Genomic DNA, 25,543 nt, shown 5'->3' with positions numbered 1-25,543 from the left:
TACCTCGTCCGGTGGATCACTCGGGTACGACTACCGCCCGTCCATGCCCACCAGCACACCGTAGGCTCGACCGACCGCAAGCCCTCAAACCGGACGACACCCAGCGACTCGCACAACGCCCACTCAGATCTCGAAGAGGCCCGGACCGGGTGAGTGCCTGAGCCGAAACACGATGGTTGTCACATAGGCAGGCTTGTTGTGACATGCGAGGTTTGACGCTGGAAGGTCGTTTTCTCAGCTCTTGACGGCATCTGCGATCTGCTGGGCGGCCTGGGCGGGAGTGAGGTGCGTGGTGTCGACGACCTCGGCGTCGGCATGCAACCACGTGCGGGCCGCCTCGGCGTAGGGCTCGAGGTATCGGAGACGGAACGGGGAGTTGGGGCCAAGAACGGTGTCGCCTGCGATGCGCTCGCGTAGGGTGTCCTGGTCGGCATGGAGGACGAAGTGCCGGACCTGAATGGCATGCTGGGAGAGGCCCGAGCTGATCTCGCGCCAGTACTTCTCGACCAAGACAGTCATGGGCATGATCAGGGTGCCGCCGGTGTAGTCGAGTACGCGGCGGGCAGTCTCGACCACGAGCGGCCGCCACGGCGGCCAGTGCTGGAAGTTGTCCGTCGTGGGCAACCCTGGCGTAATGTCCATGAGTGTCTCGCCGACCTTCTCGGCGTCGAACACCCGTGAGTCCGGGATCAGTTGCTGCACGAGTGCGCTGGTCGTCGTCTTGCCTGCGCCGTGGGTGCCGTTGAGCCATACGAGTACGGACTTCACGCTACTGAACTTGATCGGGCGATGTCGGGTGATTGCCCGACAGGTGGGGCATGGGTCGGGTAGATCTGTGCAGGTGACTGACTCCATGCCCCCCGAGGACGGCGAGCCCACCTCCTTCGTCGAGAAGACGAAGAACTGGTACGGGAAGCACAAGCCGAAGATCCGCGTCGCCCTCGGCGTGACTCTGGCCGTGGGCCTGGCGGTGGTCGCCCATCTCCACGAGAGGGCGGACGCCGAAAGGTACGACGCCGAGGACATCGGGGATTCCGAGTCGTTCTTTGATCGTGAAGCCACGGACGAGCCTCGTCAGTCCTTCCTCGACCCTGACCGCGACCCGTTCCTCCGCAGGCTCCCCGCCGGTCAGCGCGCCAGCGAGGAGGCCAACGCGATATACAGGGAGCTGAGGGGCTGCGATCTCCCTCCTGGTTACACCTGTGTTCGCCCGTGGTCCTTCCTGAGCCCGGACGACGAGGACGAGGACCCCGGCGAAGTCGCAGCCTGAGCGCCTGGGCGAGGGTCGCCGCGGCCTCGCATTCCTGTGCAGTGCCAGCGGATGCTCTATCGAGGTCGCCAAGGTCCGCAGCGTCCCCGACGACGAAGCGCCCTCCGCGGGGGGACCCTGCCCAGCCTCGGGGCTACGCCTGTACGCCGACGACGGCGACGCAGCCATGGGCCTGCGCGTCGTGAGCCTGCACCTGGAGAACTGCGGCACCGATGTCTACCGGCTCAACGGCTACCCGCAGCTCCAGGTCCAGGACGAGAGTCACGGGCGCGTCGACGGAGTGAGGATCGTCCACGGCGATGAGATCGCCTCCGGCACCGGAGCCGACGGCCTCCCTGAGCCGGTGACCCTGAAGCCGGGGGAGCGCGCCTACGCGGGTCTCGTGTGGCGGAACACCACCGAAGGCGGAACTCCCATGAACGCGCCGACGTTCGTGTGTGGGCCAAGCCCGGCGCACGCCCGGTGACGGTGACCCCGGAACTCGACCTCGGCACCACCGGGAAGCTCGGTGTCGGCCCGTGGAAGAAGGACACGGCATCGGGCTCCACCGGCACACGGCCGTCCACCGCGCCGTCCACGTCATGACGCCGGCCTGTCCCATGGGCAGCGGCGCCGCCGGCGGGCGGGCGGCGCCGCGCTCACTCGCCCGCCGGCTCTTGTTCAGGAGCGCGGACACTCCTTCCAGGCCATGTGGTAGACGGTGCTGATGTCTCCGTCGGTCGAGTCCATGGTCATGAAGCTGACCTTGCCCGGCGCGGACGTGCCCGCGGTGACCCGCAGTTCGGTGTTGATGTTGAAGTTCCGCTGCACTCCGCACGGTGCCCAGACGAGCTGCGCCCAGTCCGTACTGTCGGTGGCCTGCCAGTTGTCGTCGTAGGGGCCGTTGAAGGGGTGGCTGCGGTCCGCCGTGTTCGAGGAGCCCTGGAAGTAGTACGAGGCCCGCTGGGTGCCGCTCGCGCCCTGCTGGAGCGAGGCGAAGCCGCGGTAGTCGGCACTGGCGATGGCGTAGGTGAAGCCCTGCGGGACGTGCACGACCAGGTTGAGCTGGCAGTTCTTGCGGAAGGCGGTGGGGTCGGAGGTCCCACCGGCCTGGGCGAGGTAGTCGCTGTAGGTCACCGTGAAGGCGGTGTTGTCCTCCGAGACGGCGACGGCGGCGGTGCCCTGGGGGCAGCCGGAGCCGTTGACCGTGGCGATGTCGATGACGATCTTGTCCGGGGGCGGGTCGGTGAACACGGGTGAACTGTGCTGTGCCGGAATCGTGGTGGTGAGAAGAGCGGCGATCGCGCCGCTCAGGAGGAGTCCGCCGGCCATGGTTCTCCTTCGTTCGGTGGGGGGTGGACACACGTGGGCTGGTCATGAGCACGTCAAACTCGCCCGCGCGGACTCCCGGTCCGTGGAGAAACCATGAGCGAGATGTGAAGGCCGGGAGCGCTCGCATCGTACGCAGTCGCCCATCGGGGGGACAGGTCGATCCCCGGCCATTCATCGACGGGACCACGCGTGGAGGGTGTCGCAGGCGAACGCCGATTGCGGCCGCGCCTCGGCCCGTGCCGAGCCCTTGGTTGTGCCGCGCCGGTGGCTTCAGCGGGGGCGCAGTTCCCCCGAGCCGCGGGGGATGAGCCGGGTGGGTATCTCCGTGGTGCGGGCTCGGGAGCGGTCGCCGTCCAGGCGGGCCAGCGCGGTCGTCGCGGCCGCGGCGCCCATGGCCGCCGGGTCCTGGGCGACAACGGTGAGGGCGGGCTCGAGGACCTCGGCGAGCGGTATGTCGTCGAAGCCGACCAGCGCGACATCCCTGCGGCCCGCCCGGGCAAGGCCCAGCACGGCTCCCATGGACGCGAAGTTGTTCGCCGCGAACAGCGCCGTCGGCGGGTCCGCCAGGCTCAGCAGGCGCTCGGTGTCGGCGGCCGCCGACTGCATGTCGTGGCCGCCGGCCACCAGTGCCCTGTCGTACGGCAGCCCGGCTTCCGCGAGGGCGTCCCGGTAGCCCTGCAGACGCATGCGGCGGGTGTAGAGGTGGGTGGGCGTGTTGCCGATGAAGCCGATCCTGCGGTGGGCGTGTTGCCGATGAAGCCGATCCTGCGGTGGCCGTGCGCGATCAGGTGTGCGGTGCCCTCGCGTGCTCCCTGCCGGTTGGAGCTGAGCACGCTGTCCGCGGTCAGGCCGGTGCCGGGACGGTCGAGGAAGACCACCGGCAGTCCCGCGGAGCGCTCCGCCTTCAGGTACCCGTGGTCGGCTTTCACGATCGGCGCCATGAGCAGGGCGCTGACCCGGCGGGCAAGGAACGTCCCGACCAGAGAGCGTTCACGTTCGGCGTCCTGAGCGGAGGAGCCGACGAGGAGGGTGAGGCCCCGGCCGTGCGTCACCGACTCGATCCCGCTCACCACCGTGGCGAAGAACGGGTTGCTCATGTCCGGCACGATCAGCCCGATGGCGGTGTCGCTGCCGCCGAGGCGGATGTGCCGGGCCATGAGGTTGGGCCGGAAGCCCAGCCGCTGCACGGCCTCCATCACGCGCTCACGGGTCTCGGCGGCGACCGGCCCGTCACCGTTGAGCACCCGTGACACCGTCTTGGCGCTGACGCCGACCTGCTCCGCGACGTCGCTGAGCGTCGGTCGGCGTGCCACAGCCATGGTCGTATCCCCTCACATGAGGGTGGCGCGAGTGAGTCGTCCTCCTCCGCGCCACCCGTGGTGCTGTCAGTTCTCCGAGGGACCGGCCGCCCCCGCGGCCTGCTCGTCGGCAACGACAGTACCCGTGCCGTCGTCCTCCGGCGGAAGTGCACCCGTCATGATCGGCAGACCTCGGACGCCGGCTGGTCGCCCGGCTCGATCAGCTCCGTCCCGCGGCCGCCGATCAGCAGACGGCCGCCGACACTCCGGGTGACGATCCCGGGGGCGCCGTCCGGGGTTCCGAGGAGCGGAAGACCCCCGGCCCGGCTGACTCTTCGATCGGCGTTCGAGCGGGGCGAGGGCTGTGGGGCGGGAAATTCCTCAGCGACTCGCCTTTTGCATGTGACCGCTTCTGACCAGCTCTGATCGTTTCGATGACAAGCGGGAACGCGCGATCGACACGGTTATCGGTCTGTCGTACGACAGGTCATACCAGAGCGGGAAGCTCTCCGGGGGACTTTGTCAACAGCCCGCCCCGCCTGCCTCAAGGGTGACTACTCTGAGTGTCCGTCGGGCGACGCAGGGCCGGAACGTCGGCTCTCTCGACCGGCGCCGCGATGGCGCGTGCCCGAGTCGCGCAGACCCGCGGGAGCCCCCACGCCCCCGACGCACCCAGGACGAGGACGCCGATGTCTCACCTTCGCGCACCCGCCGCACGCGAAGACCGCCGCGAGGGCGGGCGGCACGGGCGGCCGGCCGCCCACGCGGTCCTTCCGCATCCCGAGATCCGGATACGGCCCCAACTGTGGCGTCTGGCCGTCCTGCCGCCCCTCGCGGTGGCCCTGGCCGCCTGCGCCGCCGTGCTCTTCGCGGTCCGTACCACCGGCGCACGCCCCACCCTCGCGCTCTGGGCCGTGCTCGCGGGCTCCCTCGGAGTCACCGTGGTGGGCATCGTGATCGCTGCCGTGGCCGCCGAGCGAGCCGCCCGGTCCGTGACCGGCCGGCTCGACGCGTTGCGCCGCGAGAGCGCCCGCGACGAGGCCGACCTGCGCGCCCTCGTGGAGGCGCTGCGCCACGGCGAGACACCGCCCCTGCGTGCGCCGCGCGGCACACCCGCCGCCGACGCCGACGAGTTCGAACAGCTCGCCGCCGAGCTGGCGCGCGCCCACGACGGCGCCGTCGCCGCGGTCGTCCAGGCGGCACAGCTCTCCAGCCGGGCGGGCAGCGAACAGAAGCTCGAGGTGTTCCTGAACCTCGCACGGCGGTTGCAGTCGCTCGTCCACCGGGAGATCTCCATCCTGGACGAGCTGGAGAACGACATCGAGGACCCCGACCTGCTCAAGGGCCTCTTCCACATCGACCACCTCGCCACCCGCATCCGGCGCCACGCCGAGAACCTCGCCGTCCTCGGCGGCGCCGTCTCCCGTCGGCAGTGGAGCAACCCGGTCCCCATGACCGAGGTGCTGCGCTCCGCGACCGCCGAGGTCGAGCAGTACACGCGGGTCCGGCTCGTGCCGCCGGTCGACGGCAGCCTGCGCGGACACGCCGTGGCCGACGTGATCCACCTGCTGGCCGAACTCGTCGAGAACGCCACGGTGTTCTCGCCGCCGCACACCCAGGTGGTGCTGCGTGCCAGCCTCGTCACCTCGGGACTCGCCGTGGAGGTCGAGGACCGCGGGCTCGGCATGCCCCAGGACGAGCAGAACAAGATGAACGCCCTGCTCGCCGACCCGGACCAGTTCAACGCCGCCGGTTTGCTGGCGGACGGCCGCATCGGCCTGTTCGTGGTCTCCCAGCTCGCCCGCCGGCACGGCATCCACGTGCGGTTGCAGACCAACCTCTACGGCGGTGTGCAGGCCGTGCTCGTCCTGCCGCAAGGGCTGCTCGGCCCGGCACCGGGGGCGGCCGCGACGATGACACCGGTGGCACCGCAGGGCACCGCGGTCGTTGCGGGCGGCTGGAGCACCGGAGGCGCATCCGGCTCCCGGAGTGCGGCGACCCGGACCAGCCCGCGGGACACGGCCATTTCCGCGAACCCGTGGCCCACCGTCACCGCGGCCGACCCGCACACCACGGCTGTCGCGGCCCCGCCCCACACCCGTCCCACCCCCCATCCCTCCGCCCGCGCGTCCGAACACCCCGTACCTCACGAACCGCGCTGGCCGGCACCCAACGGCATCCCGGCCGACCACGTCCGGAGCGCGTTGCCCGTCCGCGACACCGACGGACGACGGCCCACCCCCGCCGAGGCCCGGCCCGGCATCCACCCCGCCGACCGCGCGACCCTCGCCGATAACGCGACCAGACCGCCCGTGCCGCGCGTCGACACGGCGAGCGCGGGCCTGGGCAGACCCTCGCTGCCCCGCCGCCGCGCCCAGGAACACCTCGCGCCCCAACTCCGCGGCGGCCCGACCCCGCCCGTCCACCAGGACGCCAACCGGTACACCGGCCACGACCCGGGCCTGATGGCCGCGTTCCGGCGGGGCATCGGCCTCGCGGAGGCCCTTCGCGGGTCGAACCCGCCCGAACATGACCTGACAGACCGTCACGACGGGAGCGCTCCGGCCGGATGACCGTCCCGACCCCACCCGCTCCCGCAGACCCGCGTACCCCAAGGAGTCGATCCACCATGGCGAGCGAAGCGCCGACCGCCGGGGCTCATGACCTCGACTGGCTGATGAGCGGCCTCGTCCAGCGCGTACCGCACACCACGAGCGCGGTCCTCCTCTCCTGCGACGGGCTGGTGAAGGCCGGGCACGGCCTCGACCCGGACAGCGCCGACCACATGGCCGCCCTCGCCTCCGGCCTCCATGCCCTCGGCCGCAGCGCCGGCGTCCGCTTCGGGGACGGCGGCGACGTACGGCAGGTCGTCGTCGAACTCGACTCGACCCTGCTGTTCGTCACCACCGCCGGCTCCGGCACCTGTCTCGCCGTCCTGGCCGGCCGCGAGGCCGACGCGGCGGTCCTCGGCTACGAGATGGCGATGCTCGTCAAGAGCGTGCGGCCGTACCTGACGACCGCGCCCCGCCGAAGCGCCGACCAGCCCACGGCGATGCGGCCTTGAGCGTCACCGCGGCCGGTGACGGCCCTGGCTCGACGACGCTGCCGGGCGGCTGGTGCGTCCCTACACGATCAGCAACGGCCGCACCCGCCCGACCGCCGCGCTCGACCTCCTGTCACAGATGAGGGCCACCGGATCCACCCCCCTCGGCCCCCTCGGCCCGGAGCACGCCCAGGCGCTCGGCCTGTGCCGTTCGCCCGTCCCGGTCGCCGAGGTCGCCGCCCACCTGAGGCTGCCGGCGGCGGTCACGAAGGTGCTGCTGTCCGACCTCGTCGACTGCGGGGCGCTCACCACCAAGCCCCCCGCACACCACCACAACCCCACCGACCGGTCCCTTCTGGAGGCAGTGCTCGATGGACTACGACGACAGCTCTGATTCCTTCCCCACCGCGCTGAAGGTCCTGGTGGCGGGAGGGTTCGGCGTCGGCAAGACGACCTTCGTGGGCGCGGTGAGCGAGATCGCGCCGCTGAGCACGGAGGAACTGCTCACCACGGCCGGCGCCGCCACCGACCGCCTCGACGGCATCGAGGGCAAGGTCGAGACGACGGTGGCGATGGACTTCGGCCGTATCACCCTGGACCCGAAGCATGTGCTGTACCTGTTCGGGACGCCCGGACAGGAACGCTTCTGGTTCATGTGGGACGAGCTGTCGGAGGGCGCGCTCGGCGCGGTGATCGTCGCCGACACCCGGCGCCTGCAGGACTGCTTCGCCGCCGTCGACTTCTTCGAGCGCCGCGGCCTCGGAATCATCATCGCCGTCAACGGGTTCGACGGCGCCCACCGCTACGACCCGGAGGAGGTGCGCGCCGCCCTCGACCTGCATCCCGGGATCCCCGTCGTGCGCTGCGACGCCCGGATCTCCAGCTCCGGGATCCAGACCCTGCTCACGCTCGTCCGCCGCCTGCTCGCTCAGACGCCGGCACCCGCCACGAGCCGCGGAGCCAGCGCATGAGACTGAGCCGACTGCTCCTGACCCCTCAGGACGGGGACGCCCCCGAGCGCGTCCGCAGGCTGCGCCGACTCGGCCTCGGGGAGCGCGCGGAACCGGAATTCGACGCCTTCGCGGACCGGCTCGCGGGGCTCGCCGAGGTGCCGTACGCCATGGTGACCTTCGTCCAGGAACACCGTCAGTACTTCGCGGGACTTCACCAGCCCGACGACCGCCCCCTCACCGTGCCCGCGGACCCGGACGGCGCGGCCGGCGAACCGGCCCGCCACCTGGGCCGCGAGTACGGCTTCTGCCCGCATGTGGTCGTCCGGCGCAGGGCCCTGGTCCTGGAGGACGTCCGTGACTACCCCCGCTTCGCCGGCAATCCGCTCGTGGACGAGGCCGGCGTCCGCTCCTACCTGGGCGCCCCGCTCATGGACGGCACGGGCATCGCTCTCGGCACGGTCTGCGCCCTCGATGTGCGACCGCGCCCCTGGGGCCGCGCGGGCCTGGACACCATCAAGTCGCTGGCGGCGGAGCTCGCCGAGCGGATCGCCGCCAGGGAGACCGGTGATGCCGAGCGCGCCTGACGGCAGGACCCGAACGGTGCGGAGACGCGCGTGAAGGAAAGCGGTCGGCTGCGCGGGGCGTGAAGGAAAGCGGTCGGCTGCGCGGGGCGTGAAGGAAAGCGGTCGGCTGCGCGGGGCGTGAAGGAAAGCTGCGGTCGCGCTTAAGAAATCCTCGATGGACCGCCGATCCCCCATGCGGCAGATTTCTGAGCGACTTCACATCCTTCCCCCGGCGCGGGCCCCTTCGGCATGCCCTGCGCAGGGCCTCACTCCCAGGAGCCGTAGCGTTGAAGGCGCTGGTCAAGGACAAGGCGGAACCAGGGCTCCGGCTCACGGACGTTCCGGAGCCCACCGTCGGCCCAGGCGACGTACTGATCAAGGTGCTGCGGACCGGGATCTGCGGAACCGACCTGCACATCCGCGCCTGGAACGGCTGGGCGCGGCAGACGATCCGCACGCCCCTGGTCGTCGGGCACGAGTTCGTGGGCGAGGTCGTCGCCACCGGACGGGACGTCACCGATGTGGGCGTCGGTGACCGGGTCAGCGGCGAGGGCCACCTGGTGTGCGGGAAGTGCCGCAACTGCCTCGCCGGGCGCCGTCATCTGTGCCGGGCGACCGTCGGGCTCGGTGTCGGGCGGGACGGGGCGTTCGCCGAGTACGTGGTGCTGCCCGCCACGAACGTCTGGGTGCACCGCGTCCCCGTCGACCTCGATGTCGCCGCGATCTTCGACCCGTTCGGCAACGCCGTGCACACGGCCCTGTCCTTCCCGCTGGTCGGCGAGGACGTCCTGATCACCGGTGCCGGCCCCATCGGCCTGATGGCCGCCGCCGTGGCCCGGCATGCGGGCGCCCGCAACGTCGTCATCACCGACGTCAGCGAGGAGCGCCTGGACCTCGCCCGCAAGATCGGCGTGAGCCTCGCCCTGAACGTCTCCAGGGCGACCATCGCCGACGGCCAGCGCGAACTCGGCCTGCGCGAGGGCTTCGACATCGGCCTGGAGATGTCCGGCCGCCCCGAGGCGATGCGCGACATGATCGCCAACATGACGCACGGCGGCCGCATCGCGATGCTCGGTCTGCCGTCCCAGGAGTTCCCCGTCGACTGGGCGCGCATCGTCACCTCGATGATCACCATCAAGGGCATCTACGGCCGCGAGATGTTCGAAACGTGGTACGCGATGTCCGTCCTGCTGGAGGGCGGCCTCGACCTGGCACCCGTCATCACCGGCCGGTACGACTACCGCGACCACGAGGCCGCGTTCGCCGACGCGGCGAGCGGCCGCGGCGGCAAGATCATCCTCGACTGGGCTGCTTGATTTGTGGCTCGGTTCGCCTCTGCACTTGAAGGAGTGCTTCATGTTCACCTCCGTGCGCGACGACCTGCGCGCCACCCTCGACGAGATCCGCGCCGCCGGGCTGCACAAGCCCGAGCGCGTGATCGGCACCCCGCAGTCCGCGACCGTCAACGTCACCGCGGGCGGCCGCCCCGGCGAGGTGCTCAACTTCTGCGCCAACAACTACCTCGGCCTCGCCGACCACCCCGAGGTGATCACCGCCGCCCACGCGGCGCTGGACCGCTGGGGCTACGGCATGGCGTCGGTGCGCTTCATCTGCGGCACCCAGGAGGTCCACAAGGAGCTGGAGGCGCGCCTTTCGGCCTTCCTCGGCCAGGAGGACACCATCCTGTACTCCTCCTGCTTCGACGCCAACGGCGGTGTGTTCGAGACCCTGCTCGGCGAGCAGGACGCGGTCATCTCCGACGCCCTCAACCACGCCTCCATCATCGACGGCATCCGCCTGTCCAAGGCCCGCCGCTTCCGCTACGCCAACCGTGATCTCGCCGAGCTGGAACGGCAGTTGAAGGAGGCCGCCGAGGGTGGCGCCCGCCGCAAGCTGATCGTCACCGACGGCGTGTTCTCCATGGACGGCTACGTGGCCCCGTTGCGTGAGATCTGCGACCTCGCGGACCGCTACGACGCCATGGTGATGGTCGACGACTCGCACGCCGTCGGCTTCGTCGGCCCCGGCGGTCGCGGCACCCCCGAGCTGCACGGCGTCATGGACCGCGTCGACATCGTCACGGGCACCCTCGGCAAGGCGCTCGGCGGCGCCTCCGGCGGTTACGTCGCCGCCCGCGCCGAGATCGTCGCCCTGCTGCGCCAGCGCTCCCGGCCGTACCTCTTCTCCAACACCCTCGCCCCGGTGATCGCCGCGGCCTCCCTCAAGGTGCTCGACCTGCTGGAGTCGGCGGGCGATCTGCGCGAGAAGCTGAATGAGAACACCGCTCTCTTCCGCCGCCGGATGACCGAGGAGGGCTTCGACATCCTGCCGGGCGACCACCCGATCGCCCCGGTCATGATCGGTGACGCCGCGAAGGCCGGACGCATGGCCGAGCTGCTCCTGGAGCGGGGCGTGTACGTCATCGGCTTCTCCTACCCGGTGGTTCCGCAGGGCCAGGCCCGGATCCGGGTGCAGCTGTCCGCGGCGCACTCCACGGACGACGTCCACCGCGCCGTCGACGCCTTCGTGGCGGCCCGGGCGCAGCTGGACGTCTGAGGCGACCCGGACCTCTTGCGATAATCGTTCGCATGATCGAAGCGCGGCGGCTGCACATCCTCCGTGCGGTGGCCGACCACCGCACGGTGACGGCCGCTGCCGCCGCGCTCTACCTCACCCCCTCCGCGGTGTCCCAGCAGCTCACCGCGCTGGAACAGGAGACCGGCCACCGGCTCGTCGAGCGAGGCGCCAAGGGAGTACGGCTCACTCCGGCCGGCGAGATCCTGCTCAGCCACACCCATGCCGTCCTGGCCCAGCTGGAGCGCGCCGAGGCCGAGCTGGCGGCCTACGGCGCGGGCTCGGCGGGCACGGTGACGCTGGCTTCCTTCGCCACCGGCATCGGTCTGGTCGTCGCCCCCGCGCTGGCCCGGCTCGCCGGCAGCGCGCCCGGCATCCGGATCCGTGTCCAGGACGCGGAGGGCGACGAGAGCCTGCCGATGGTCCTCGACCGGCAGGTCGACGTGGCGGTCGCCGTGGAGTACCGGGGCGCGCCGGACGCCGACGATCCCCGGCTCACGCACATCCCGCTGTACGCCGAGCCCTTCGACGCGGTCGTACCGGTCACCCACCGTCTGGCCGGCGCCCCCGAGGTCCCGCTCGCCGAACTGGCCAAGGATCCGTGGATCGGCCCGTATCCCGGCAATCCCTGCCATGACGTGGTGGTCCTGGCCTGCGAGCACGCGGGGTTCCAGCCCCGCCTCGAGCACTCCTCGGACGACTTCCGGGCGGTCGTCGCCCTCGCCTCGGCGGACGCGGGGGTGGCGCTGGTGCCCCGCTCCGCCCTGTGCGGCATGGACCTCAGCGGCGTGATGGTCCGTCCGGTCGACGGTGTCGCGCCCACGCGCCGGGTCTTCGCGGCCGTGCGCCGGGGCGCGGAGGAGCATCCCCTGATCCGCCCGGTGCTGGACGCGCTGACGGAGGCGGCGACGGCGGACTGACGGGCTCGGCCTGTCTCCGGCGATCTGGAAACCCCCAGCGCCCGGACACCCCCGCGTGCCTCTCAGATCCGGGATACGATCCCGAATATGGGAACAGGAAACGGCCTCATCGACCTCATCGACTCCGTCGACGCCCGGCTCGCGGCCCGTCTCGCCGAACTGCGGGCCGAACGCGGCTGGTCGCTGGACGAGCTGTCCGAGCGCAGCGGCGTCAGCCGCTCGACCCTGTCCCGTGCCGAACGCGCCGAGATCAGCCCCACCGCCGCGCTGCTGAACCGGCTGTGCGCCGTCTACGGCCGTACGATGTCCCGGCTGCTCAGCGAGGTGGAGGCGGAGGCCGCGCAGGTGGTGCGCGCCGCCGACCAGTTGGTGTGGCAGGACACGACGTCCGGCTTCGTACGGCGGTCGGTGTCCCCTCCGCACCCCGGACTGCGCGGCGAAGTCGTCGAGGGACGGCTCACGGCGGGAGCCGACATCGCCTACGACCGGCCGCCCGTGCCAGGGCTCGAACAGCACATATGGGTCCTCGACGGAACGCTGCACGTGACCGCACAGGACGTCGAACACCGCCTCGGCGCCGGCGACTGCCTGCGGATGCGGGCCTGGGGGCCGACGCGGTTCCGCTGCCCGGGACCGGACGATGTGCGGTACACGCTGGTGGTGGTGCTCCCATGACCGTGATCGACAGACTCGGTGGGGAGGAGCTGCGGGCACGCTCCGAGGAACTGGCCGGTCTGCTGACCGACACCGTGCACAGCGGGGCGTCCATCGGCTTCCTCGCACCGCTGGACCGGGCAGCGGCCGTGGCCTGGTGGAAGGCACGGGCGGACGCGGTCGACGCGGGCGGCCTCGCGGTGTGGGTGGCCTGGGCGGGGGACCGGGTGACGGGCACGGTGAGCCTCGCCTTCCCGGACAAGCCGAACGGTCGCCACCGGGCCGAACTGGTCAAACTCATGGTGCACCGCGAGGCCCGCGGCAAGGGCCTTGCGCGCAGGCTGCTGGCCACCGCGGAGTTGGCCGCCGCCGAGGCCGGGATCACCCTGCTCCACCTGGACACGGAGACCGGCAGCCCCGCCGAGTCGCTGTACCGCTCCGCGGGCTGGACCAGGGTCGGCTCGATACCGGACTTCGCGGCGACCCCGGCGGGCGTCCTGCAGCCCACGACGATCTACTACAAGCAGGTGGCGCCGCTCCCTCGTTGACCGGCCGCCCGGTTGTCAGTGGTGTTGGCTACGGTGCGAGACATGCCGGACGCCGAAGACGTACGCCGTATCGCCCTCTCCCTGCCGGACAGCACGGAGAAGATCGCCTGGAGGATGCCCACGTTCCGGGTCGCGGGGAAGATGTTCGCCACGCTGCCCGAGGACGAGTCGTCCATGGCCGTGCGGTGCCCCAAGGAAGAGCGGGACGAACTGGTCCTGGCGGAGCCCGGGAAGTTCTGGGTCGCCGACCACGAGGCACAATTCGCCTGGATCCGGGTGCGCCTGGCCGTCCTGGAGGACGAGAGCGAGCTGCGCGACATCCTCGCCGACTCCTGGCGCCAGGCGGCGCCGCCCCGCCTCCTCGACCTCCATCCTGACTTGGGTCTCCCGGCGGGGGAGGGCTGCCGCGACTGAACGCCGGACAAAGGGATGCGCGACCAGGGCCCCGAGTGCGGTATTGTTTCTGTGCACGTTGGGCCAGGGGAAACCCCAGGTCAGACGGGCAACGGGACGTGGCGCAGCTTGGTAGCGCACTTGACTGGGGGTCAAGGGGTCGCAGGTTCAAATCCTGTCGTCCCGACTGGAGACAGTCGCAGGTCAGGGCCGGTTTCGGAGGCATCCGAAACCGGCCCTTGATCATTCTTGGGGACTAGTTGGGGACCGGCGTCGTTGACCGAGGTCAGCGGGTCACGACGATGGGGCTCGGCAGCGACCGCGGTGCGCGGAGCACGCTGAAGTGTGCGGAGAGCGCCGCCCCGGCGGCCGTGGTCTTGTGTACGTCCGGGTGCAGATAGCGCTAGCTTCGTCAGAAGGTGCCGGCAGCGCGCTCTCCACGCCGGTCGGCCTCGCCGGCGCCGCGGTCGTCATCGTCGCTCTCCTCGTGGTCGGCCTGCGGCGCCCCCTGGCCGAGCTCCCCACGAGGGGCTGAGAGCGTGTCCGAGATCGGGTGGCGGGGGATGTCCCGCCGGACTTCGGAGCCCTGTTTCCCGAGATCTTCGCTCATGACCTCCAGGGTGCGCCGCAGGGCGATGGCGGACCGGCCCAGGAACCGGTCCATGAACGAGTCGGCGAAGTCCTGGTCGGCCCAGGTCACCTCGACGACGCAGTGCAGTCAGCGTGTGCACGGCCAGTACCGCTCCCGGGCCGCCGGAGCCTGCGGCCCCGGGCGGGGCGGTCAACCCGCGCATGAACATTCGATGGGGACAGGGTGGGTCTGCAGGCAGATACCGAGACTGGAGCGGCGGCCTTCGAGGTCAAGTCAGATGCGGCCAGTGTCCGGCAGGTTTTGCCCACCGCATCCCCTCTTCTCAAGCAAAGACGACCCGCTGCCTTGCGCCTCTGGCCAGGGGGCGGCTGCATGCGTAGTGCGGGCGCACCTTACTCTTACAACATGTAGGAGCTGCCGGGGCGTGTAAGCGCGCTCCGGCAGACCCCAAGGGGGCACTCCGTGGGTGGCCTCTCGGCGCCGACGGAGCCGGGTCCTTGGCTGAGGAGTGGCGAGAATGAGCGAACACCGGCGCCGATCGCCGGGGAGGACCATACCGTCCGGCTCTGACGGTGTGCACAACGGTGGCCGGGCCGCGGCGCGCAGGGCTGCGCAGTCCCGGGACGGGCGTGCCCGCCGAACTGCGGGCACGCGACGTGCGGACGTCACACGGTCCCGTCGGCGGGGCCTGATCGACTACCCGCGGGCCGGCCGACGTGGTCTCCGGCGGTGGCTGCCGTCGTGGAAGCTGGTGTCGGGCACCTTCCTGCTGTTCGTCGTCGGCCTGCTGGGCCTGTTCGGCTATGCCTACGCCACGACGACCATTCCCAGCGCGAACCCCAATACCCAAGCGCAGAGCAACACCTTCTACTGGTCGGACGGCTCGGTGATGACCACGCAGGGGGCGACCAACCGGCAGAACGTCGACCTCGCCCAGGTGCCGAAGCTGGTGCAATGGGACTTCCTCGCCGCGGAGAACGCCACCTTCTACTCCGATCCAGGTGTTGATACGCAGGGCATGCTCCGAGCCGTTTACCACATGGCCACGGGCGGTGAGGTGCAGTCGGGGTCCACCATCACCCAGCAGTTCGTGAAGAACACCTACCTCAGTCAGGACCAGTCGGTCACCCGCAAGCTCAGGGAGATCATGATCTCCCTGAAGATCGGCGGGCAGATGTCCAAGCAGCAGATACTGCAGGGCTACCTCAACACCTGTTACTACGGCCGGGACGCCTACGGCATCGAGGCCGCGGCCCGTGCCTACTACCATGTGCACGCCTTCCAGCTGACCGTAAGCCAGGGGGCCTTCATCGCCGCAACGGTCAATGAGCCGAGCCTGCTGATGCACGCCGACACCGACCCGCAGGCCAAGGCCCAGGCCAAGGCGCGCTGGACGTACGTACTGGACCGCATGGTCAAGATCCACAAGCTCACCGACGCCCAGGAACAGCAGTACCTTGCGGCCGGATTCCCCACGCCCAAGCCGTACACGCCGTCGTCGGGGATGGCCGGGCAGACCGGTTACTTGGTGCAGACCGCAGAAAAATCACACGTCCCTCACGGACCAGCAGCTGGGCCACGGCGGCTACCAGATCTACACCACCTTCGACAAGAAGAAGGTCAGCGCCCTGGCGACGTCCGTCACGGCGATGGAGCAGAAGCACCTCGACCCGCAGTACCGCTCGGCCGACAAGGACGTCCAGGTCGGCGCGGCGTCGATCGATCCGTCCACCGGCGCGATCGTCGCGCTCTACGGAGGGCCCGGCTGGAACAAGGGGCACTGGACGGACAACGCGGACGCAACCGGCGTGCCGGTCGGCTCCACCTTCAAACCCGTCGACCTGGCCGCCGCCCTCGACCACGGCGCCGTCTTCTCGCCTGGGCAGCCGGCCGCACCGGTCACCCCGGATTCGAAGTTCGACGGCGACGACGGCATCACCATCAAGAACCGGCAAGGCCAGGAACTACCGGACCCGAAGGACCCCACGGGGCTCCTGCACCAGCGCAACGACGTGTCCACCAAGTGGGGTTACATCACTCTGCGCAAGGCGATGGAGCAGTCGGTCAACACCCCCTACGTCCAGCTCGGCGAATACGTCGGCTACGACAACGTGGAGGGCGAGGCCCTGAAGGCGGGGCTCCTGCGCACAAGCCTGCAGTACGACACCCCGGGCTTCTACATCGGTACCTCCACACCGTCGGCCATCCGGATGGCCGACGTGTACGCCACCTTCGACGACGGCGGGATCCAGCACGAGCCGTACTCGGTCACCAAGGTTGTCGCCGACGGCCGGCAGCTGCCCGGCTTCGACAAGCCCAAGGGCACCACGGCCATGCCCGCCTCGACCGCCGACACCGTCACCGACGTTCTACGAGGCGTCGTTGAACACGGCACCGGTACCAACGCCCAGGCCCTGGGGCGCCCGGCGGCCGGCAAGACGGGTACGACCGACGACTACAAGTCCGCCTGGTTCATCGGCTACACCCCGCAGCTGACCACGGCCGTGAGCATGTTCAAGGAGGACCCGAAGAACGCCGGCCTCCAGTCGATGCAGGGTGTCGGCGGCTACGCCAAGGTCTTCGGCGCCGACATGCCCACCGAGGTATGGACCGGCTACATGACAGCTGCCCTTCGGGGACAACCCGTTCAGCAGTTCCCGCCCGCACCGCAACTGGACCAGAGCACGGACGAATACGGCGCGCCCTCGCCCACCCCCTCCGCCACCGCGGCCCAGAGCACGCCCCCGGCCACCCCGACCGCGCCGGCCACCCCGTCCCCCACCACCGCACCGTGCCGCGGGCATGGGAAGCACTGTGTCAGTCCGAGTCCGACCGACACCGCCGGAACCACTGCCGGTACTGGCGGCGGCCTCCTCGGCGGCACAACCGGCGGCAATACGCCACCCTCATCCACACCGACGACCAGTACACCGGCGCCGACGAGCGTCCGGGGTGGGCCTTGAGCCGTCCCATGGCGGTAGGGCGCTGCCCAACTTGCCAGTGGGAGGGGGTCTGTACGGTCTTCGGGTCTGGCTCGTGGTCGGTGGTGACGCCGGGTGTCCGTCAGGGTAGGAGGATGCGGTGGCGGAGGAGGTCGAATCCGGCGCGTGCGTGCATCTGCCTCATGATCCTCTTGGTGCGGGTGTTGACGCCGCAGCGGCATGACCGCCGTGCCGGGCGCTTTGCGGAGAAGCGCGGAGGCGTCTTCTCACCCGTCTCTAACCCTACAAGTCGTAGTGTGGGGTGGCCTCCTACCAGTTGTAGGAGAATCCGGCTCCATGGCGTGCGACGACGAGAGGTGCAAGATGGCCGACGGCTCGAATGCCACGAAGACCAGCGCCCCACGCACCAGTCTTCCGGCGCAGTCCGCCGAGCCTCGTCGCCTGCGCGGGGAACCTTGGCTCGGAGCGGTCGCGGCCGCCTTCACGGTCGCCCAGCTCGTCCTCGTACGGCCGGATCTCGGTCTCGGCTGGGACGAGACGGTCTACGTCAGCCAGGTCAGCGGCCACGTTCCCGCCGCCTACTTCAGCGCGCCCCGCTCCCGCGGCATCTCGCTCCTCGCCGCCCCGATCGCATCGTGGTCCGACTCCACCGTCCTCCTCCGGATCTACCTGGCCGTCCTCTCCGGCCTGGCGCTCTACTTCGCCCTGCGCGTCTGGCGAGGACACTTCAGGCCCGGCGTCCTGGCCTTGGCCGGCGCCCTGTTCGCCTCCTTGTGGATGACGCTCTTCTACGGCCCCCAGGCCATGCCCAACTACTGGGTCGCCATCGGCGCCCTGGCCTGCGTCGGCTGCTTCCTGCGCGCTCGCGCGAACGCCCGGGACCGGGCGGCCTGGTGGGGAGTGTTCGCGGGCACGGCGCTGATGGCGTGCATGCGCCCGATGGACGCGGTCTACGTCGTGCTGCCCCTGCTCGTCCTCGCCCTGCGCCTGCTCGCCGTACTGGCCCTGGGCCTGATCGCGGGCGCCGGCGAATGGGTGATCGAGGCATACGTGAGCTACGGCGGTCTCGGGCAGCGCCTCTCCGCCGCCTCCGCCATTCAGGGCGGCCTCGGCTGGCACCTCGCCTTCGTCGACCAACTGCGCAGTCTGGGCGGACGTACCCTGTGCCGGCCCTGCACCGGATCGGCCCCCAGCCTGGTGGTGACCCTGTGGTGGTTCGCGCTGCCGCTCCTCGCCGTCCTGGGCTCTGTGGTCGCTGTCCGCGCCCGGCGCGCGCTGCCCGTTCTGCTCCCGGGGGCGTGCGCCGTCACGGCCGCTGTCCCCTATCTCTTCCTCATCGGCTACGCGGCCCCCCGGTTCCTGCTGCCCGCCTACGCCCTGCTCGCCCTCCCCGTCGCCCACGGCCTGGCCCACCTGGTCACCGCCCCGGCCCGTGGGACCGCGCGCACCCTGGCCGCCGGCCTACTGGCGGTCGGCCTGGCAGGCCATCTGGCCGTGCAGTACGTCGTCCTGGAACACACCGTGCACAGCTCCGCCGCCTCCCGTCGCGACTGGGCCCGCACCGCGGCCGCCCTCCACGCGCTCGGCGTACGGCAGCCGTGCCTGCTGAGCGGTTACGACGCCGTTCCGATCGCCTACTACACCGGTTGCGGCTCCGCACAGACGGCAGGCCACGACGCCAGCACCAGCGTCGCCGAACTGACGCGTGCCGCCCACCGCACATCCTTCGCCGTCCTCGCCCGACCGGGGGGACGTGCACCCGCGTACGCACGCACCTGGCCCGACGAGCGGGTCGGCGTTCTCCAGGCGTACGTGGCGCCCGACGCACAGCGGGGGAGGTGACCGCGTGTCCGCGACCGAGAGCCTGCCGGTCACCGCAGGCAGACGCCTGTACTTCCAACTGGGAATCACCCTGGTGGTGCTGGCCGCCGCCGGCGGGATGCTCGCCGCGCACCGGGCCACGCTGGACAGCGGTACCGACCGGCTGGCCGCTGCCGACGGGGAGTGGCTGGCGCTCGCCTGCATGGCCGCCGTGGCCACGTGGGTGTGCGCGGCCGTGGCGCAGCAGGGGGCGGTGGTCGAACGGCTGCCCAGGGGGCGGCTGGTGGCGGCGCAGTTCGCGGCCGGCGCCGCCAACCACCTCCTTCCGGCGGGGGCCGGAGCGGCGGTGGTCAATCTGCGGTTCCTGACGCGGTGCGGGCTGTCCACCCGGCGCTCGGCGACCGCGCTGGCGGTGAAGGCGGCCGTGGGCGGGATCGTCCGGTGCGTCCTGGGTGTAGCGCTGCTGGTCGCCTCGCCCGGCACGGTCCATCTCTCGGCGCGGGTCCCGCATGTGCTGGTCCTGCTGCCGGTGGCGGCCGGAGCCGTCGTTCTGGCAGTCGCGATCAGCCGCCGCCTCAGACGAGCGGTGAGCCGGGCCTTCGCCGACGTGCGCGACGTGCACCGGAGCCGGGCGCGGGCCTGTGCGCTGTGGGGCGGGTCGGTCGCGTTCGCTCTGCTGCACGCCGGTGTGATCGTTGCCGTGGTTCATGCGATCGGCCTCGGCCTCCCCACCGGCCGGGTCGTCATGGCCTACCTGGTCGCCAGCGGCGCGGCGGCGCTGCTGCCCACGCCGGGCGGACTGGGGTCCCTGGACGCCGCGCTCGCCCTCGCCCTCACGGCGGCCGGCGCGCCGGGACCGGCGGCGGTCTCGGCGGTCCTCGGCTACCGTCTGCTGACCGGGTGGCTGCCGATGGTCCCCGGGCTGCTGGTCCTGGCTCTGCTGGCCCGCCGCTCGGCACTGTGAACCGGCCGCCTGACTCGTACTCATCCTTCCCGGCCCTGTGAGTCCGGTTTCTCAGCCCTGCGGATCCGGCTGCCGCTCCAGCCGGTACCCGTGCCCGCGCAACGTGGTGATCCCTGGCAGCCGGGTGGGCTGTTCGCTCGCCTGCGCGGCCTCGGTGAGCCTCCGTCGCAGGCTCGCCATGGTCACGTCGAGGGTCTTGGTGGAGCCGAACCAGTTCTCGTCCCACACCTCGGCCATCAGTGTCTCGCGCGAGACCGCCTCGCCGATCCGCTCGGCCAGCACCGCGAGCAGGTCGAACTCCTTGGCCCGCAGCGGGACGTCGACGCCGTGCAGTGCGCAACGCCGGGCGGGGAGGTCGACGACCAGGTCGCCCAGCCGCACCGGCTCCCGGGCCGGTGCCGCCACCGCGTGCCGCCTGAGATGGGCCCGCAGCCGGGCGAGCAGCACGGTCAGGCTGAACGGCTTGACCAGGTAGTCGTCGGCCCCCACGTCCAGCCCGGCGATGATGTCGATGTCGTCGGTCCGTGCCGTCAGGACGACGATCAGCAGGTCGGGGAGGCGGGCGCGCAACTGCCGGGCGACGTCCAGGCCGTCCATGTCCGGCAGGCCCAGGTCCAGCAGCAGCACGTCGTACGGTGCCCGCGCTGCCTCCGCCAGCGCGCCGGCTCCGGTGCGGCACCACGTCGGAGCATAGTCGTGGCCGCGCAGGCCGGTTTCCAGGTGGCGGCCGATGGTTTCGTCGTCCTCGACGACGAGGACGCGCAGTCGGCTGCGGTCCGGTGCGGCGGACATGCGCATGGTCGACAGCCTAGAAGCCGCAGGGGCGAGGGGCTCGTCGCCGGTGTACGCCGAGTTCACAGCTCCCGGAGCTCTTCCACGGCGGGGCGGTGGCTGCCGCGGATGCCGTTGAGGGCCGCGGCGAGGATGGCGGCGAGGGCGGCTGCCCCGGTGAACGCGAGGTAGCCACCGGGGATCGACAGGGCCGCCGGTGGGGGATCGAAGACCCCGGTGAGGACCTTGACCAGCATCTCCGACAGGGCCCAGCCGATGAGGGCGCCTCCGGCCAGGCCGCCGGTGGCCAGGAGCGGGGCCTCGGAGAGGACCATGCCGCGCAGGTGGCGTGGCCGGGCGCCGAGGACGGTGGCGATGGCGAAGGTGCGACGGCGTTCGGCGAGTCCGAGGGCGAGGACGAGACCGCCGGCTCTGGCGGCGAGCAGGACGGCGAAGGCGAGCTCGATTCGGGTGAGGCCGGCCAGGTCGACGGAGGTCAGGCTTGTGCCGACGGTGCCGCGGGTCTGGGTGAGGTCGATGACGGTGGCCCGGGTGCCGAGCTGCTTGCGCAGCTGGGTGGCGATCTGTGGCTGGTTCGTGCCACCGGTGTCGAGGAGGAAGGCCCCGACCGCGTCGCTGCCGGTGGCCTTGGCGATGTAGGAGGCATTGGCGACGAAGAAGCTGTCCTTGGGGGCGGTGGGGAACTCCTTGGCGATACCGGCGTAGTGGAAGGTGACCGTGCGCAGGGCCTTGGTGCGGGCGTCCTGGATGCGCAGGTTGAGGGTGTCGCCGGGGGAGAGCTGGAAGTCGTTGACGGTCTCGACGCTGACCAGGAGGTTGTCCGGGCGCTGCGCGAGGCGGCGCATCAGCTGGTGGGCGGTGCCGCCCGCGAAGTAGGCGTCCTGGAGGGAGGTGTCCTTGGCGATGGTGTCCGGTCGGACGCCGTAGAGGTGCTGAAGGTCGGAGCCGACGTAGGCGAAGCGGTGCCCCACAACCCTCGCCCACGCCGAGACCGCCGGCCACAACCCCCGACGTCTCCTGGCTGAGGTAGGCGTCCAGCGGGAGCTCGACAGCGCCGAGCACCCCGCCGAGGTCCTCAACTGGCGCATCACCGCTCAGCCGAACAAGCGGTCGCAAGCGGCTCGCAGGCAAAGCACCATCAGCGGCGCATCGTCCATGTCCGCCACGCCACACCCGCCAGCCACACCAGTGGCCGATCGATCCCGGCCAGAATCGCTACGAAACGGCCGGTAACGCGGAGACCCACGCGCCCCCCGTGCGACATGTTCCCCGAGGGAACAGCGAACGTGTTCCCTCGGGGAACGCCCGACTCGTTGTCAGGACCACGGGTCATCGCAGTCTTCGACGTCAGCCATGCCCGGGTGCAGCATTGTGCGCAGGCAACGGTGGAGGCCACTGCCCCTGGCGGTCTCGACGGCGCGCATCCACGGCAACGGCGCCATCAACCGAGCTGTCTCGTCGGTAGCGAGGTCGTCCAGCATGGCGCGCAGTTCGTCCGGGACCGGCAGGTCGGTTAGGCACATCCATCCCAGCGCGGCGCTCACGCGTACCGCGGGCGGTCGTGCGGGGTCGGACCAGCGGGCCCGCATCCACACCACCGTCCCCCGGCCCTGGTGCGCCCGGGCCAGCTGCGCGATCGCCAGGACCAAGCCTGCGCGTGCGGCCGGGTTGTGCTCGGTGAGCAGGCGGGAGTGGAATGTAGTGAGGATGTCCTGCGCGCGGCCAGAGGCAGCCGCCAGGGCATATGCGGTGGCGATGCGCACTGCGGGGGCGGGGTCGTCGAGCCTGGCCAGGAGGAGATCGGTGTCCGCGGTGATCGCTTCGCGGGCGGCCTGCACCGACCAGTTCTGCAGGTAGCCGGTGACCTCGAAGGACCATTCGTCATCACTGCGGAACCGCAGCATGTCGGCACGCGTGCATACGCCCTGGTGCCGCATGCGCGCCACCTCGCCCACCACGGTCAGGGCCTCGGCATGGTGGCGGACCTCCGGACCGGTACCGATTCGAATCAGGAAAGGCACCGTCGGCGCGGCCGCCGCCCTCATATCGTTGGCACACAGGCCGATCAGCGTGCGGAGTGCACCATCAACGGCGGCGGCGTCGCCCGAGCGCAACCGTTCCATGGCCTCCCGGACCCTGGCACCCTCCGGGAAGCGGTCCCATGGCACCTCCTCAAGCAGAAGCCCGTCCTTGGCCCCCGGACGGATACCCGCCACCACCGCGCGAACGTCGAGGGGACCACCCACTTGGTCGAGCGGATCTCCGTCCACGAACGCCCGCCCCACCGCCCGGTACGCCGGGTCGCTCTCCCACGAATTCACCCAGCAACCTCCACGACGGCTCCTATGGCCCGGCGGCACGGTGCTGAAAGATGGAGCCGAATCATGCAGCTGATCATGCCAGTCGGCACAGACAGCACGCCGTGGCCAGCCAGCCCGGATGTCCCCGTTGAAGACGCTTCCGCAGGGTGCGCTCTGGGCGGGCAACGATCACGTACAACCTGGGAACAAGCCTCGCTCAGGGCTTACATGAGCGTTGATCAGCATGCTCCGCCAGTCCCCAGGCTCCGTTACCCCTGCGCTCTTGCTGCTCGTGGCAGCGAAGGCATCAGTCGTCAGGCGGCGCGGGCTGTGGGTAACTGCGAGGCCCACGTCGTGACCTCGGTCAGGTGCTCGGGCTGCAGCCCGAGGTGTGGGTCGGGCTGAACGAGGAGAGTCGCCGTTCCCTTGACGGTGCGCTCCGCCGCCCAGGCGTGGTCGAGGCCGGCGAAGTCGTCGTCGATCCAGACGGCGGGGGTGTCTGCCAGCCAGGCGTCGACGTGGTCGCGCTTCCAGAGGTAGCCGTTGGGGTGGCTGGTGGTGATCTGGGGGCGCGGCAGGTCGACGTACGGCAGGTTCGGGAGACCCAGGAGGGGGCCGATGAGGGTGGTGGCGTCCTGCCGCCAGCTGGTGCACCAGACGGGGGTGACCAGGCCGGTACGGATCACATCCGTGAGCAGGCAGCCGTGGTCGGGATGGAGCCAGACGGTGACCGGGTTGTCGGCGCTCCGCCCGGTGGGGACGACGTCGTGGCGGGCGTGAGTGGCCGGGATCGAGCCGTCCGCGTCGGGGAAGGGTATGAGGACGCCGTCGATGTCGAGGAGCAGGTAGGGCGGGCGCATCGGTTCCTCCAGGGGAAGCCGGGGCGAATGGCTGGTCAGAGCTTGCGAGCGCGGATCAGCAGGGTGGTGGGCCAGTGGCCCATGCGGGGGTCGTGGAACTCCTGGGCCGAGGTGAGCCAGAACCCGGCCTGGCTGAGGTGCCTCTCCCAGCGGTCGATGGCGAACTCCCAGCGGGCAATGGGGAGCCGGGTGCGGTCGGGGAGGGTGACGAAGTCGCGGCGGGGCCGATCGTCGCCGGAGGGGCTGCGGCCGCCGCGCTGCGGGTGGGGAACGGAGAAGGCGAGCACCCGGCCGGGCGTGAGGCGTTGGGCGATGGCCGGGAGCAGGAGCTCGGGGGCGACGAGCCCTACGGCGCCGAAGACGGAGTAGATCGCGTCGAACTGCTCGTCGGAGGCGTGCAAGTAGTGCAGGGCGTGGCTGGCGACGATGGTGAGGTTGTTCAGCCGTCCGTAGTGGGAGCGGGCGCGGCGGACCTGGAGGCCGACCAGGTCGACGCCGGTGACGTGAGCGCCGTGGCGGGTGGCGAGGTGGGCGGCGTTGTGGCCGGGGCCGCAGCCGAGTTCCAGGAGTCGCTTGCCGCGCAGGCCGGGGCCGAGGATCTCGGCTCCGGGACCTTGGCCGGGTCTCGTGGTCCATTCCATCCGGGCAGGTACGGCGAGGGGTTCGGCGAGTCCGGCGGTGATGCGCTGGAGGGCGTGGGTGTGCCATGGGGATGCCTGGGCGAGCACGTCAGATCTCCGGGAGGTGGAGGATGTCGGTGAAGTGGCGGCGGACGGCCTTGACGTAGGCGGGGTCGGTGGCCGGGTCGTCGATCCAGCGGACGGACTGCTCCATGAACCACTCGACGGCCCACATGCGGTGCCAGCCCAGGGCCCAGTTCTCGGCGGTGAGCCCGCCGCGCGGGGCGAGGACGTCGGGGGTTCCGCCGGCGGTGACGTACTGCTCCAGGAAGACACGCAGGCGCACAGGGTGCGGGGCCTCGATGGTGCCGTGCCAGCTGGCGAGGTCGAGCAGGCCGAAGCCGGTGAAGGCGCGGGCGAAGTCGAGCAAATCCCGCCCATCTCGTCGTCCAGGTCGAAGACGACGGAGGTGGCGGCGGGGAAGAACCAGCACGGGCCGACGTTGGAGATGTGCCCGTCGAGCTCGACCTTGTTGAGCGCCATGAGCGTGGCCGCCTCGCGGAGCATCCGCAGGTGATCGGCGGTGATCTGCGGGAGTCCGAGACCGGCGAGGTGCTCGTCACGTAAGAGGTAGGCGTACACCTCGTACGAGGTGGCCAGGACGCGGGCCGCGTCGGAGGTGGACTCGCCGTGGTTCTTGATGAAGTCGAGCGCGAGCTGCTCGACCGCACTCTCGGTCGTCTCGTCCACGTTCAGGAGCTGGGACTTGACCAGCTCCCAGTCGGCGACGAGCCAGGTGCGGGACTCGAAGCGGAAGAAGTACTCGGCCGGGTCGATGGTGATGCGCCAGCCGTCGACCTGGATGCCGGGCAGGCGGCTCCAGCGCGGGTCGAACGCCTCGGGCAGTTCGACCGTGATGGCCGTGGTGTCGATGGTGGTCACCGTGTCTCCGTCTCTGATCGGCCGGGTCCGGGCACAGGAATGCCCGAACCAGGTGTGGGCGTACGGAACTTCGGGGAGCCGCCCGGACCAAGGGGGAGCCTGGCTCACGGTCGCACCGTTCCGGGCGGCTACTGATAAGTGAACCGGTGGTCACGCTCAGTGGGTACGGTGGAAGGCAGTTGA

General features: G+C 70.9%; 23 protein-coding genes, 1 tRNA gene and 7 pseudogenes. 20 read left to right on the top strand and 11 right to left on the bottom strand.

Going from position 1 to position 25,543, the window contains the following annotated elements; translation table 11 throughout:
- Positions 1-234: 234 nt before the first annotated feature.
- The gene (locus AB0N14_RS14915; protein ID WP_366026048.1) at positions 235-768 is read right to left on the bottom strand and encodes an AAA family ATPase; all 534 of its coding nucleotides are present in this window, start codon (positions 766-768) and stop codon (positions 235-237) included.
- An 85-nt stretch (positions 769-853) separates the two neighbouring features.
- Here AB0N14_RS14915 and AB0N14_RS14910 point away from each other — a divergent pair, with 85 nt between their 5' ends.
- On the top strand, positions 854-1,270 hold the full coding sequence (locus tag AB0N14_RS14910) for a hypothetical protein (RefSeq protein WP_366026047.1): 417 nt from the start codon (positions 854-856) through the stop codon (positions 1,268-1,270).
- Positions 1,271-1,328: 58 nt separating this feature from the next.
- Positions 1,329-1,855, top strand: a pseudogene (locus AB0N14_RS14905) (DUF4232 domain-containing protein); the annotation flags it as partial.
- A gap of 75 nt (positions 1,856-1,930) precedes the next feature.
- Here AB0N14_RS14905 and AB0N14_RS14900 read toward each other — a convergent pair.
- Together AB0N14_RS14900 and AB0N14_RS14895 are read right to left on the bottom strand one after the other, a co-directional pair.
- Complete coding sequence (locus tag AB0N14_RS14900; protein WP_366026046.1) at positions 1,931-2,581, bottom strand: DUF4360 domain-containing protein; 651 nt, start codon at positions 2,579-2,581, stop codon at positions 1,931-1,933.
- A gap of 270 nt (positions 2,582-2,851) precedes the next feature.
- Positions 2,852-3,900: pseudogene (locus tag AB0N14_RS14895) on the bottom strand (LacI family DNA-binding transcriptional regulator).
- Between the two features lie 668 nt (positions 3,901-4,568).
- Between AB0N14_RS14895 and AB0N14_RS14890 the strand changes: the two are divergent.
- From AB0N14_RS14890 to AB0N14_RS14835, 12 genes and pseudogenes are all read left to right on the top strand, one after another.
- Entirely contained in the window at positions 4,569-6,452 is a 1,884-nt protein-coding gene (locus tag AB0N14_RS14890; protein ID WP_366026044.1) for an ATP-binding protein, read from the top strand.
- A gap of 56 nt (positions 6,453-6,508) precedes the next feature.
- The gene (locus tag AB0N14_RS14885; protein ID WP_366026043.1) at positions 6,509-6,943 is read left to right on the top strand and encodes a roadblock/LC7 domain-containing protein; all 435 of its coding nucleotides are present in this window, start codon (positions 6,509-6,511) and stop codon (positions 6,941-6,943) included.
- Positions 6,940-7,316: pseudogene (locus AB0N14_RS14880) on the top strand (DUF742 domain-containing protein). Before AB0N14_RS14885 ends, AB0N14_RS14880 begins: the two are co-directional and overlap by 4 nt.
- Positions 7,294-7,893 (top strand): ATP/GTP-binding protein, encoded by a 600-nt coding sequence (locus tag AB0N14_RS14875; protein ID WP_366026042.1) that lies wholly within the window; start codon positions 7,294-7,296, stop codon positions 7,891-7,893. The pseudogene AB0N14_RS14880 and the gene AB0N14_RS14875 overlap by 23 nt, the downstream one beginning before the upstream one ends.
- Positions 7,890-8,459 carry a GAF domain-containing protein gene (locus AB0N14_RS14870; protein ID WP_366026041.1) on the top strand — a complete coding sequence of 190 codons (570 nt, stop codon included), beginning with the start codon at positions 7,890-7,892 and terminating at the stop codon, positions 8,457-8,459. Before AB0N14_RS14875 ends, AB0N14_RS14870 begins: the two co-directional genes overlap by 4 nt.
- 266 nt (positions 8,460-8,725) lie before the next feature.
- Entirely contained in the window at positions 8,726-9,754 is a 1,029-nt protein-coding gene (tdh, locus tag AB0N14_RS14865; protein ID WP_366026040.1) for an L-threonine 3-dehydrogenase, read from the top strand.
- A 40-nt stretch (positions 9,755-9,794) separates the two neighbouring features.
- On the top strand, positions 9,795-10,994 hold the full coding sequence (locus tag AB0N14_RS14860; protein ID WP_366026039.1) for a glycine C-acetyltransferase: 1,200 nt from the start codon (positions 9,795-9,797) through the stop codon (positions 10,992-10,994).
- A 32-nt stretch (positions 10,995-11,026) separates the two neighbouring features.
- Complete coding sequence (locus AB0N14_RS14855) at positions 11,027-11,932, top strand: LysR family transcriptional regulator (protein WP_366026038.1); 906 nt, start codon at positions 11,027-11,029, stop codon at positions 11,930-11,932.
- An 87-nt stretch (positions 11,933-12,019) separates the two neighbouring features.
- Positions 12,020-12,607 (top strand): XRE family transcriptional regulator, encoded by a 588-nt coding sequence (locus AB0N14_RS14850; RefSeq protein WP_366026037.1) that lies wholly within the window; start codon positions 12,020-12,022, stop codon positions 12,605-12,607.
- Positions 12,604-13,134 carry a GNAT family N-acetyltransferase gene (locus AB0N14_RS14845; RefSeq protein ID WP_366026036.1) on the top strand — a complete coding sequence of 177 codons (531 nt, stop codon included), beginning with the start codon at positions 12,604-12,606 and terminating at the stop codon, positions 13,132-13,134. Before AB0N14_RS14850 ends, AB0N14_RS14845 begins: the two co-directional genes overlap by 4 nt.
- Before the next feature lie 42 nt (positions 13,135-13,176).
- Entirely contained in the window at positions 13,177-13,548 is a 372-nt protein-coding gene (locus tag AB0N14_RS14840) for an MmcQ/YjbR family DNA-binding protein (protein WP_366026035.1), read from the top strand.
- 92 nt (positions 13,549-13,640) lie between these two features.
- Positions 13,641-13,714: transfer RNA gene (locus tag AB0N14_RS14835), tRNA-Pro, on the top strand.
- Between the two features lie 225 nt (positions 13,715-13,939).
- Here the strand turns inward: AB0N14_RS14835 and AB0N14_RS14830 are convergent.
- Complete coding sequence (locus AB0N14_RS14830; protein ID WP_366026034.1) at positions 13,940-14,227, bottom strand: hypothetical protein; 288 nt, start codon at positions 14,225-14,227, stop codon at positions 13,940-13,942.
- 409 nt (positions 14,228-14,636) lie between these two features.
- Here AB0N14_RS14830 and AB0N14_RS14825 point away from each other — a divergent pair.
- The 4 genes and pseudogenes from AB0N14_RS14825 to AB0N14_RS14810 form a co-directional block, all read left to right on the top strand.
- A pseudogene (locus AB0N14_RS14825) lies at positions 14,637-15,473 on the top strand (biosynthetic peptidoglycan transglycosylase); the annotation flags it as partial.
- Positions 15,474-15,576: 103 nt separating this feature from the next.
- Positions 15,577-17,082 carry a penicillin-binding transpeptidase domain-containing protein gene (locus tag AB0N14_RS14820; protein ID WP_366026033.1) on the top strand — a complete coding sequence of 502 codons (1,506 nt, stop codon included), beginning with the start codon at positions 15,577-15,579 and terminating at the stop codon, positions 17,080-17,082.
- Between the two features lie 315 nt (positions 17,083-17,397).
- Complete coding sequence (locus AB0N14_RS14815) at positions 17,398-18,903, top strand: hypothetical protein (protein WP_366026032.1); 1,506 nt, start codon at positions 17,398-17,400, stop codon at positions 18,901-18,903.
- A 4-nt stretch (positions 18,904-18,907) separates the two neighbouring features.
- Positions 18,908-19,846, top strand: a complete 939-nt coding sequence (locus AB0N14_RS14810; protein ID WP_366026031.1) for a lysylphosphatidylglycerol synthase domain-containing protein — start codon at positions 18,908-18,910, stop codon at positions 19,844-19,846.
- Positions 19,847-19,897: 51 nt separating this feature from the next.
- Here the strand turns inward: AB0N14_RS14810 and AB0N14_RS14805 are convergent, their stop codons facing one another.
- Entirely contained in the window at positions 19,898-20,644 is a 747-nt protein-coding gene (locus AB0N14_RS14805; RefSeq protein WP_366026030.1) for a response regulator transcription factor, read from the bottom strand.
- Between the two features lie 56 nt (positions 20,645-20,700).
- Positions 20,701-21,483 carry an ABC transporter permease gene (locus tag AB0N14_RS14800; protein ID WP_366026176.1) on the bottom strand — a complete coding sequence of 261 codons (783 nt, stop codon included), beginning with the start codon at positions 21,481-21,483 and terminating at the stop codon, positions 20,701-20,703.
- Positions 21,484-21,607: 124 nt separating this feature from the next.
- Here AB0N14_RS14800 and AB0N14_RS14795 point away from each other — a divergent pair.
- A pseudogene (locus AB0N14_RS14795) lies at positions 21,608-21,871 on the top strand (mobilization protein); the annotation flags it as partial.
- 83 nt (positions 21,872-21,954) lie between these two features.
- Here the strand turns inward: AB0N14_RS14795 and AB0N14_RS14790 are convergent.
- The 5 genes and pseudogenes from AB0N14_RS14790 to AB0N14_RS14770 all read right to left on the bottom strand — a co-directional run.
- The gene (locus tag AB0N14_RS14790) at positions 21,955-22,959 is read right to left on the bottom strand and encodes a hypothetical protein (RefSeq protein WP_366026029.1); all 1,005 of its coding nucleotides are present in this window, start codon (positions 22,957-22,959) and stop codon (positions 21,955-21,957) included.
- A 293-nt stretch (positions 22,960-23,252) separates the two neighbouring features.
- Complete coding sequence (locus AB0N14_RS14785) at positions 23,253-23,798, bottom strand: HAD domain-containing protein (RefSeq protein WP_366026028.1); 546 nt, start codon at positions 23,796-23,798, stop codon at positions 23,253-23,255.
- Between the two features lie 35 nt (positions 23,799-23,833).
- On the bottom strand, positions 23,834-24,526 hold the full coding sequence (locus tag AB0N14_RS14780; RefSeq protein WP_366026175.1) for a class I SAM-dependent methyltransferase: 693 nt from the start codon (positions 24,524-24,526) through the stop codon (positions 23,834-23,836).
- Between the two features lies 1 nt (position 24,527).
- Positions 24,528-24,848 (bottom strand): annotated as a pseudogene (locus AB0N14_RS14775) (aminoglycoside phosphotransferase family protein); the annotation flags it as partial.
- A pseudogene (locus AB0N14_RS14770) lies at positions 24,848-25,291 on the bottom strand (hypothetical protein); the annotation flags it as partial. The pseudogenes AB0N14_RS14770 and AB0N14_RS14775, both read right to left, overlap by 1 nt.
- Here AB0N14_RS14770 and AB0N14_RS14765 point away from each other — a divergent pair.
- Complete coding sequence (locus AB0N14_RS14765; protein ID WP_366026184.1) at positions 25,185-25,502, top strand: hypothetical protein; 318 nt, start codon at positions 25,185-25,187, stop codon at positions 25,500-25,502. The pseudogene AB0N14_RS14770 and the gene AB0N14_RS14765 sit on opposite strands and share 107 nt — an antisense overlap.
- The last annotated feature ends 41 nt before the right edge of the window (positions 25,503-25,543 follow it).

Origin of the sequence: Streptomyces sp. NPDC051104 (assembly GCF_040682835.1) — a bacterium.
Taxonomy (GTDB): domain Bacteria; phylum Actinomycetota; class Actinomycetes; order Streptomycetales; family Streptomycetaceae; genus Streptomyces; species Streptomyces cynarae.
This window is presented reverse-complemented; position numbering and strand designations above follow the sequence as displayed.

Bases quoted from the DNA above. Each gene is read 5' to 3' on its own strand.
- AB0N14_RS14910 (WP_366026047.1), top strand. From the start codon at position 854: ATGCCCCCCGAGGACGGCGAGCCCACCTCCTTCGTCGAGAAGACGAAG.
- AB0N14_RS14900 (WP_366026046.1), bottom strand. From the start codon at position 2,581: ATGGCCGGCGGACTCCTCCTGAGCGGCGCGATCGCCGCTCTTCTCACC.
- AB0N14_RS14890 (WP_366026044.1), top strand. From the start codon at position 4,569: ATGTCTCACCTTCGCGCACCCGCCGCACGCGAAGACCGCCGCGAGGGC.
- AB0N14_RS14885 (WP_366026043.1), top strand. From the start codon at position 6,509: ATGGCGAGCGAAGCGCCGACCGCCGGGGCTCATGACCTCGACTGGCTG.
- AB0N14_RS14875 (WP_366026042.1), top strand. From the start codon at position 7,294: ATGGACTACGACGACAGCTCTGATTCCTTCCCCACCGCGCTGAAGGTC.
- AB0N14_RS14870 (WP_366026041.1), top strand. From the start codon at position 7,890: ATGAGACTGAGCCGACTGCTCCTGACCCCTCAGGACGGGGACGCCCCC.
- AB0N14_RS14860 (WP_366026039.1), top strand. From the start codon at position 9,795: ATGTTCACCTCCGTGCGCGACGACCTGCGCGCCACCCTCGACGAGATC.
- AB0N14_RS14855 (WP_366026038.1), top strand. From the start codon at position 11,027: ATGATCGAAGCGCGGCGGCTGCACATCCTCCGTGCGGTGGCCGACCAC.
- AB0N14_RS14850 (WP_366026037.1), top strand. From the start codon at position 12,020: ATGGGAACAGGAAACGGCCTCATCGACCTCATCGACTCCGTCGACGCC.
- AB0N14_RS14845 (WP_366026036.1), top strand. From the start codon at position 12,604: ATGACCGTGATCGACAGACTCGGTGGGGAGGAGCTGCGGGCACGCTCC.
- AB0N14_RS14840 (WP_366026035.1), top strand. From the start codon at position 13,177: ATGCCGGACGCCGAAGACGTACGCCGTATCGCCCTCTCCCTGCCGGAC.
- AB0N14_RS14815 (WP_366026032.1), top strand. From the start codon at position 17,398: ATGGCGTGCGACGACGAGAGGTGCAAGATGGCCGACGGCTCGAATGCC.
- AB0N14_RS14805 (WP_366026030.1), bottom strand. From the start codon at position 20,644: ATGCGCATGTCCGCCGCACCGGACCGCAGCCGACTGCGCGTCCTCGTC.
- AB0N14_RS14800 (WP_366026176.1), bottom strand. From the start codon at position 21,483: ATGCGCCGCCTCGCGCAGCGCCCGGACAACCTCCTGGTCAGCGTCGAG.
- AB0N14_RS14785 (WP_366026028.1), bottom strand. From the start codon at position 23,798: ATGCGCCCGCCCTACCTGCTCCTCGACATCGACGGCGTCCTCATACCC.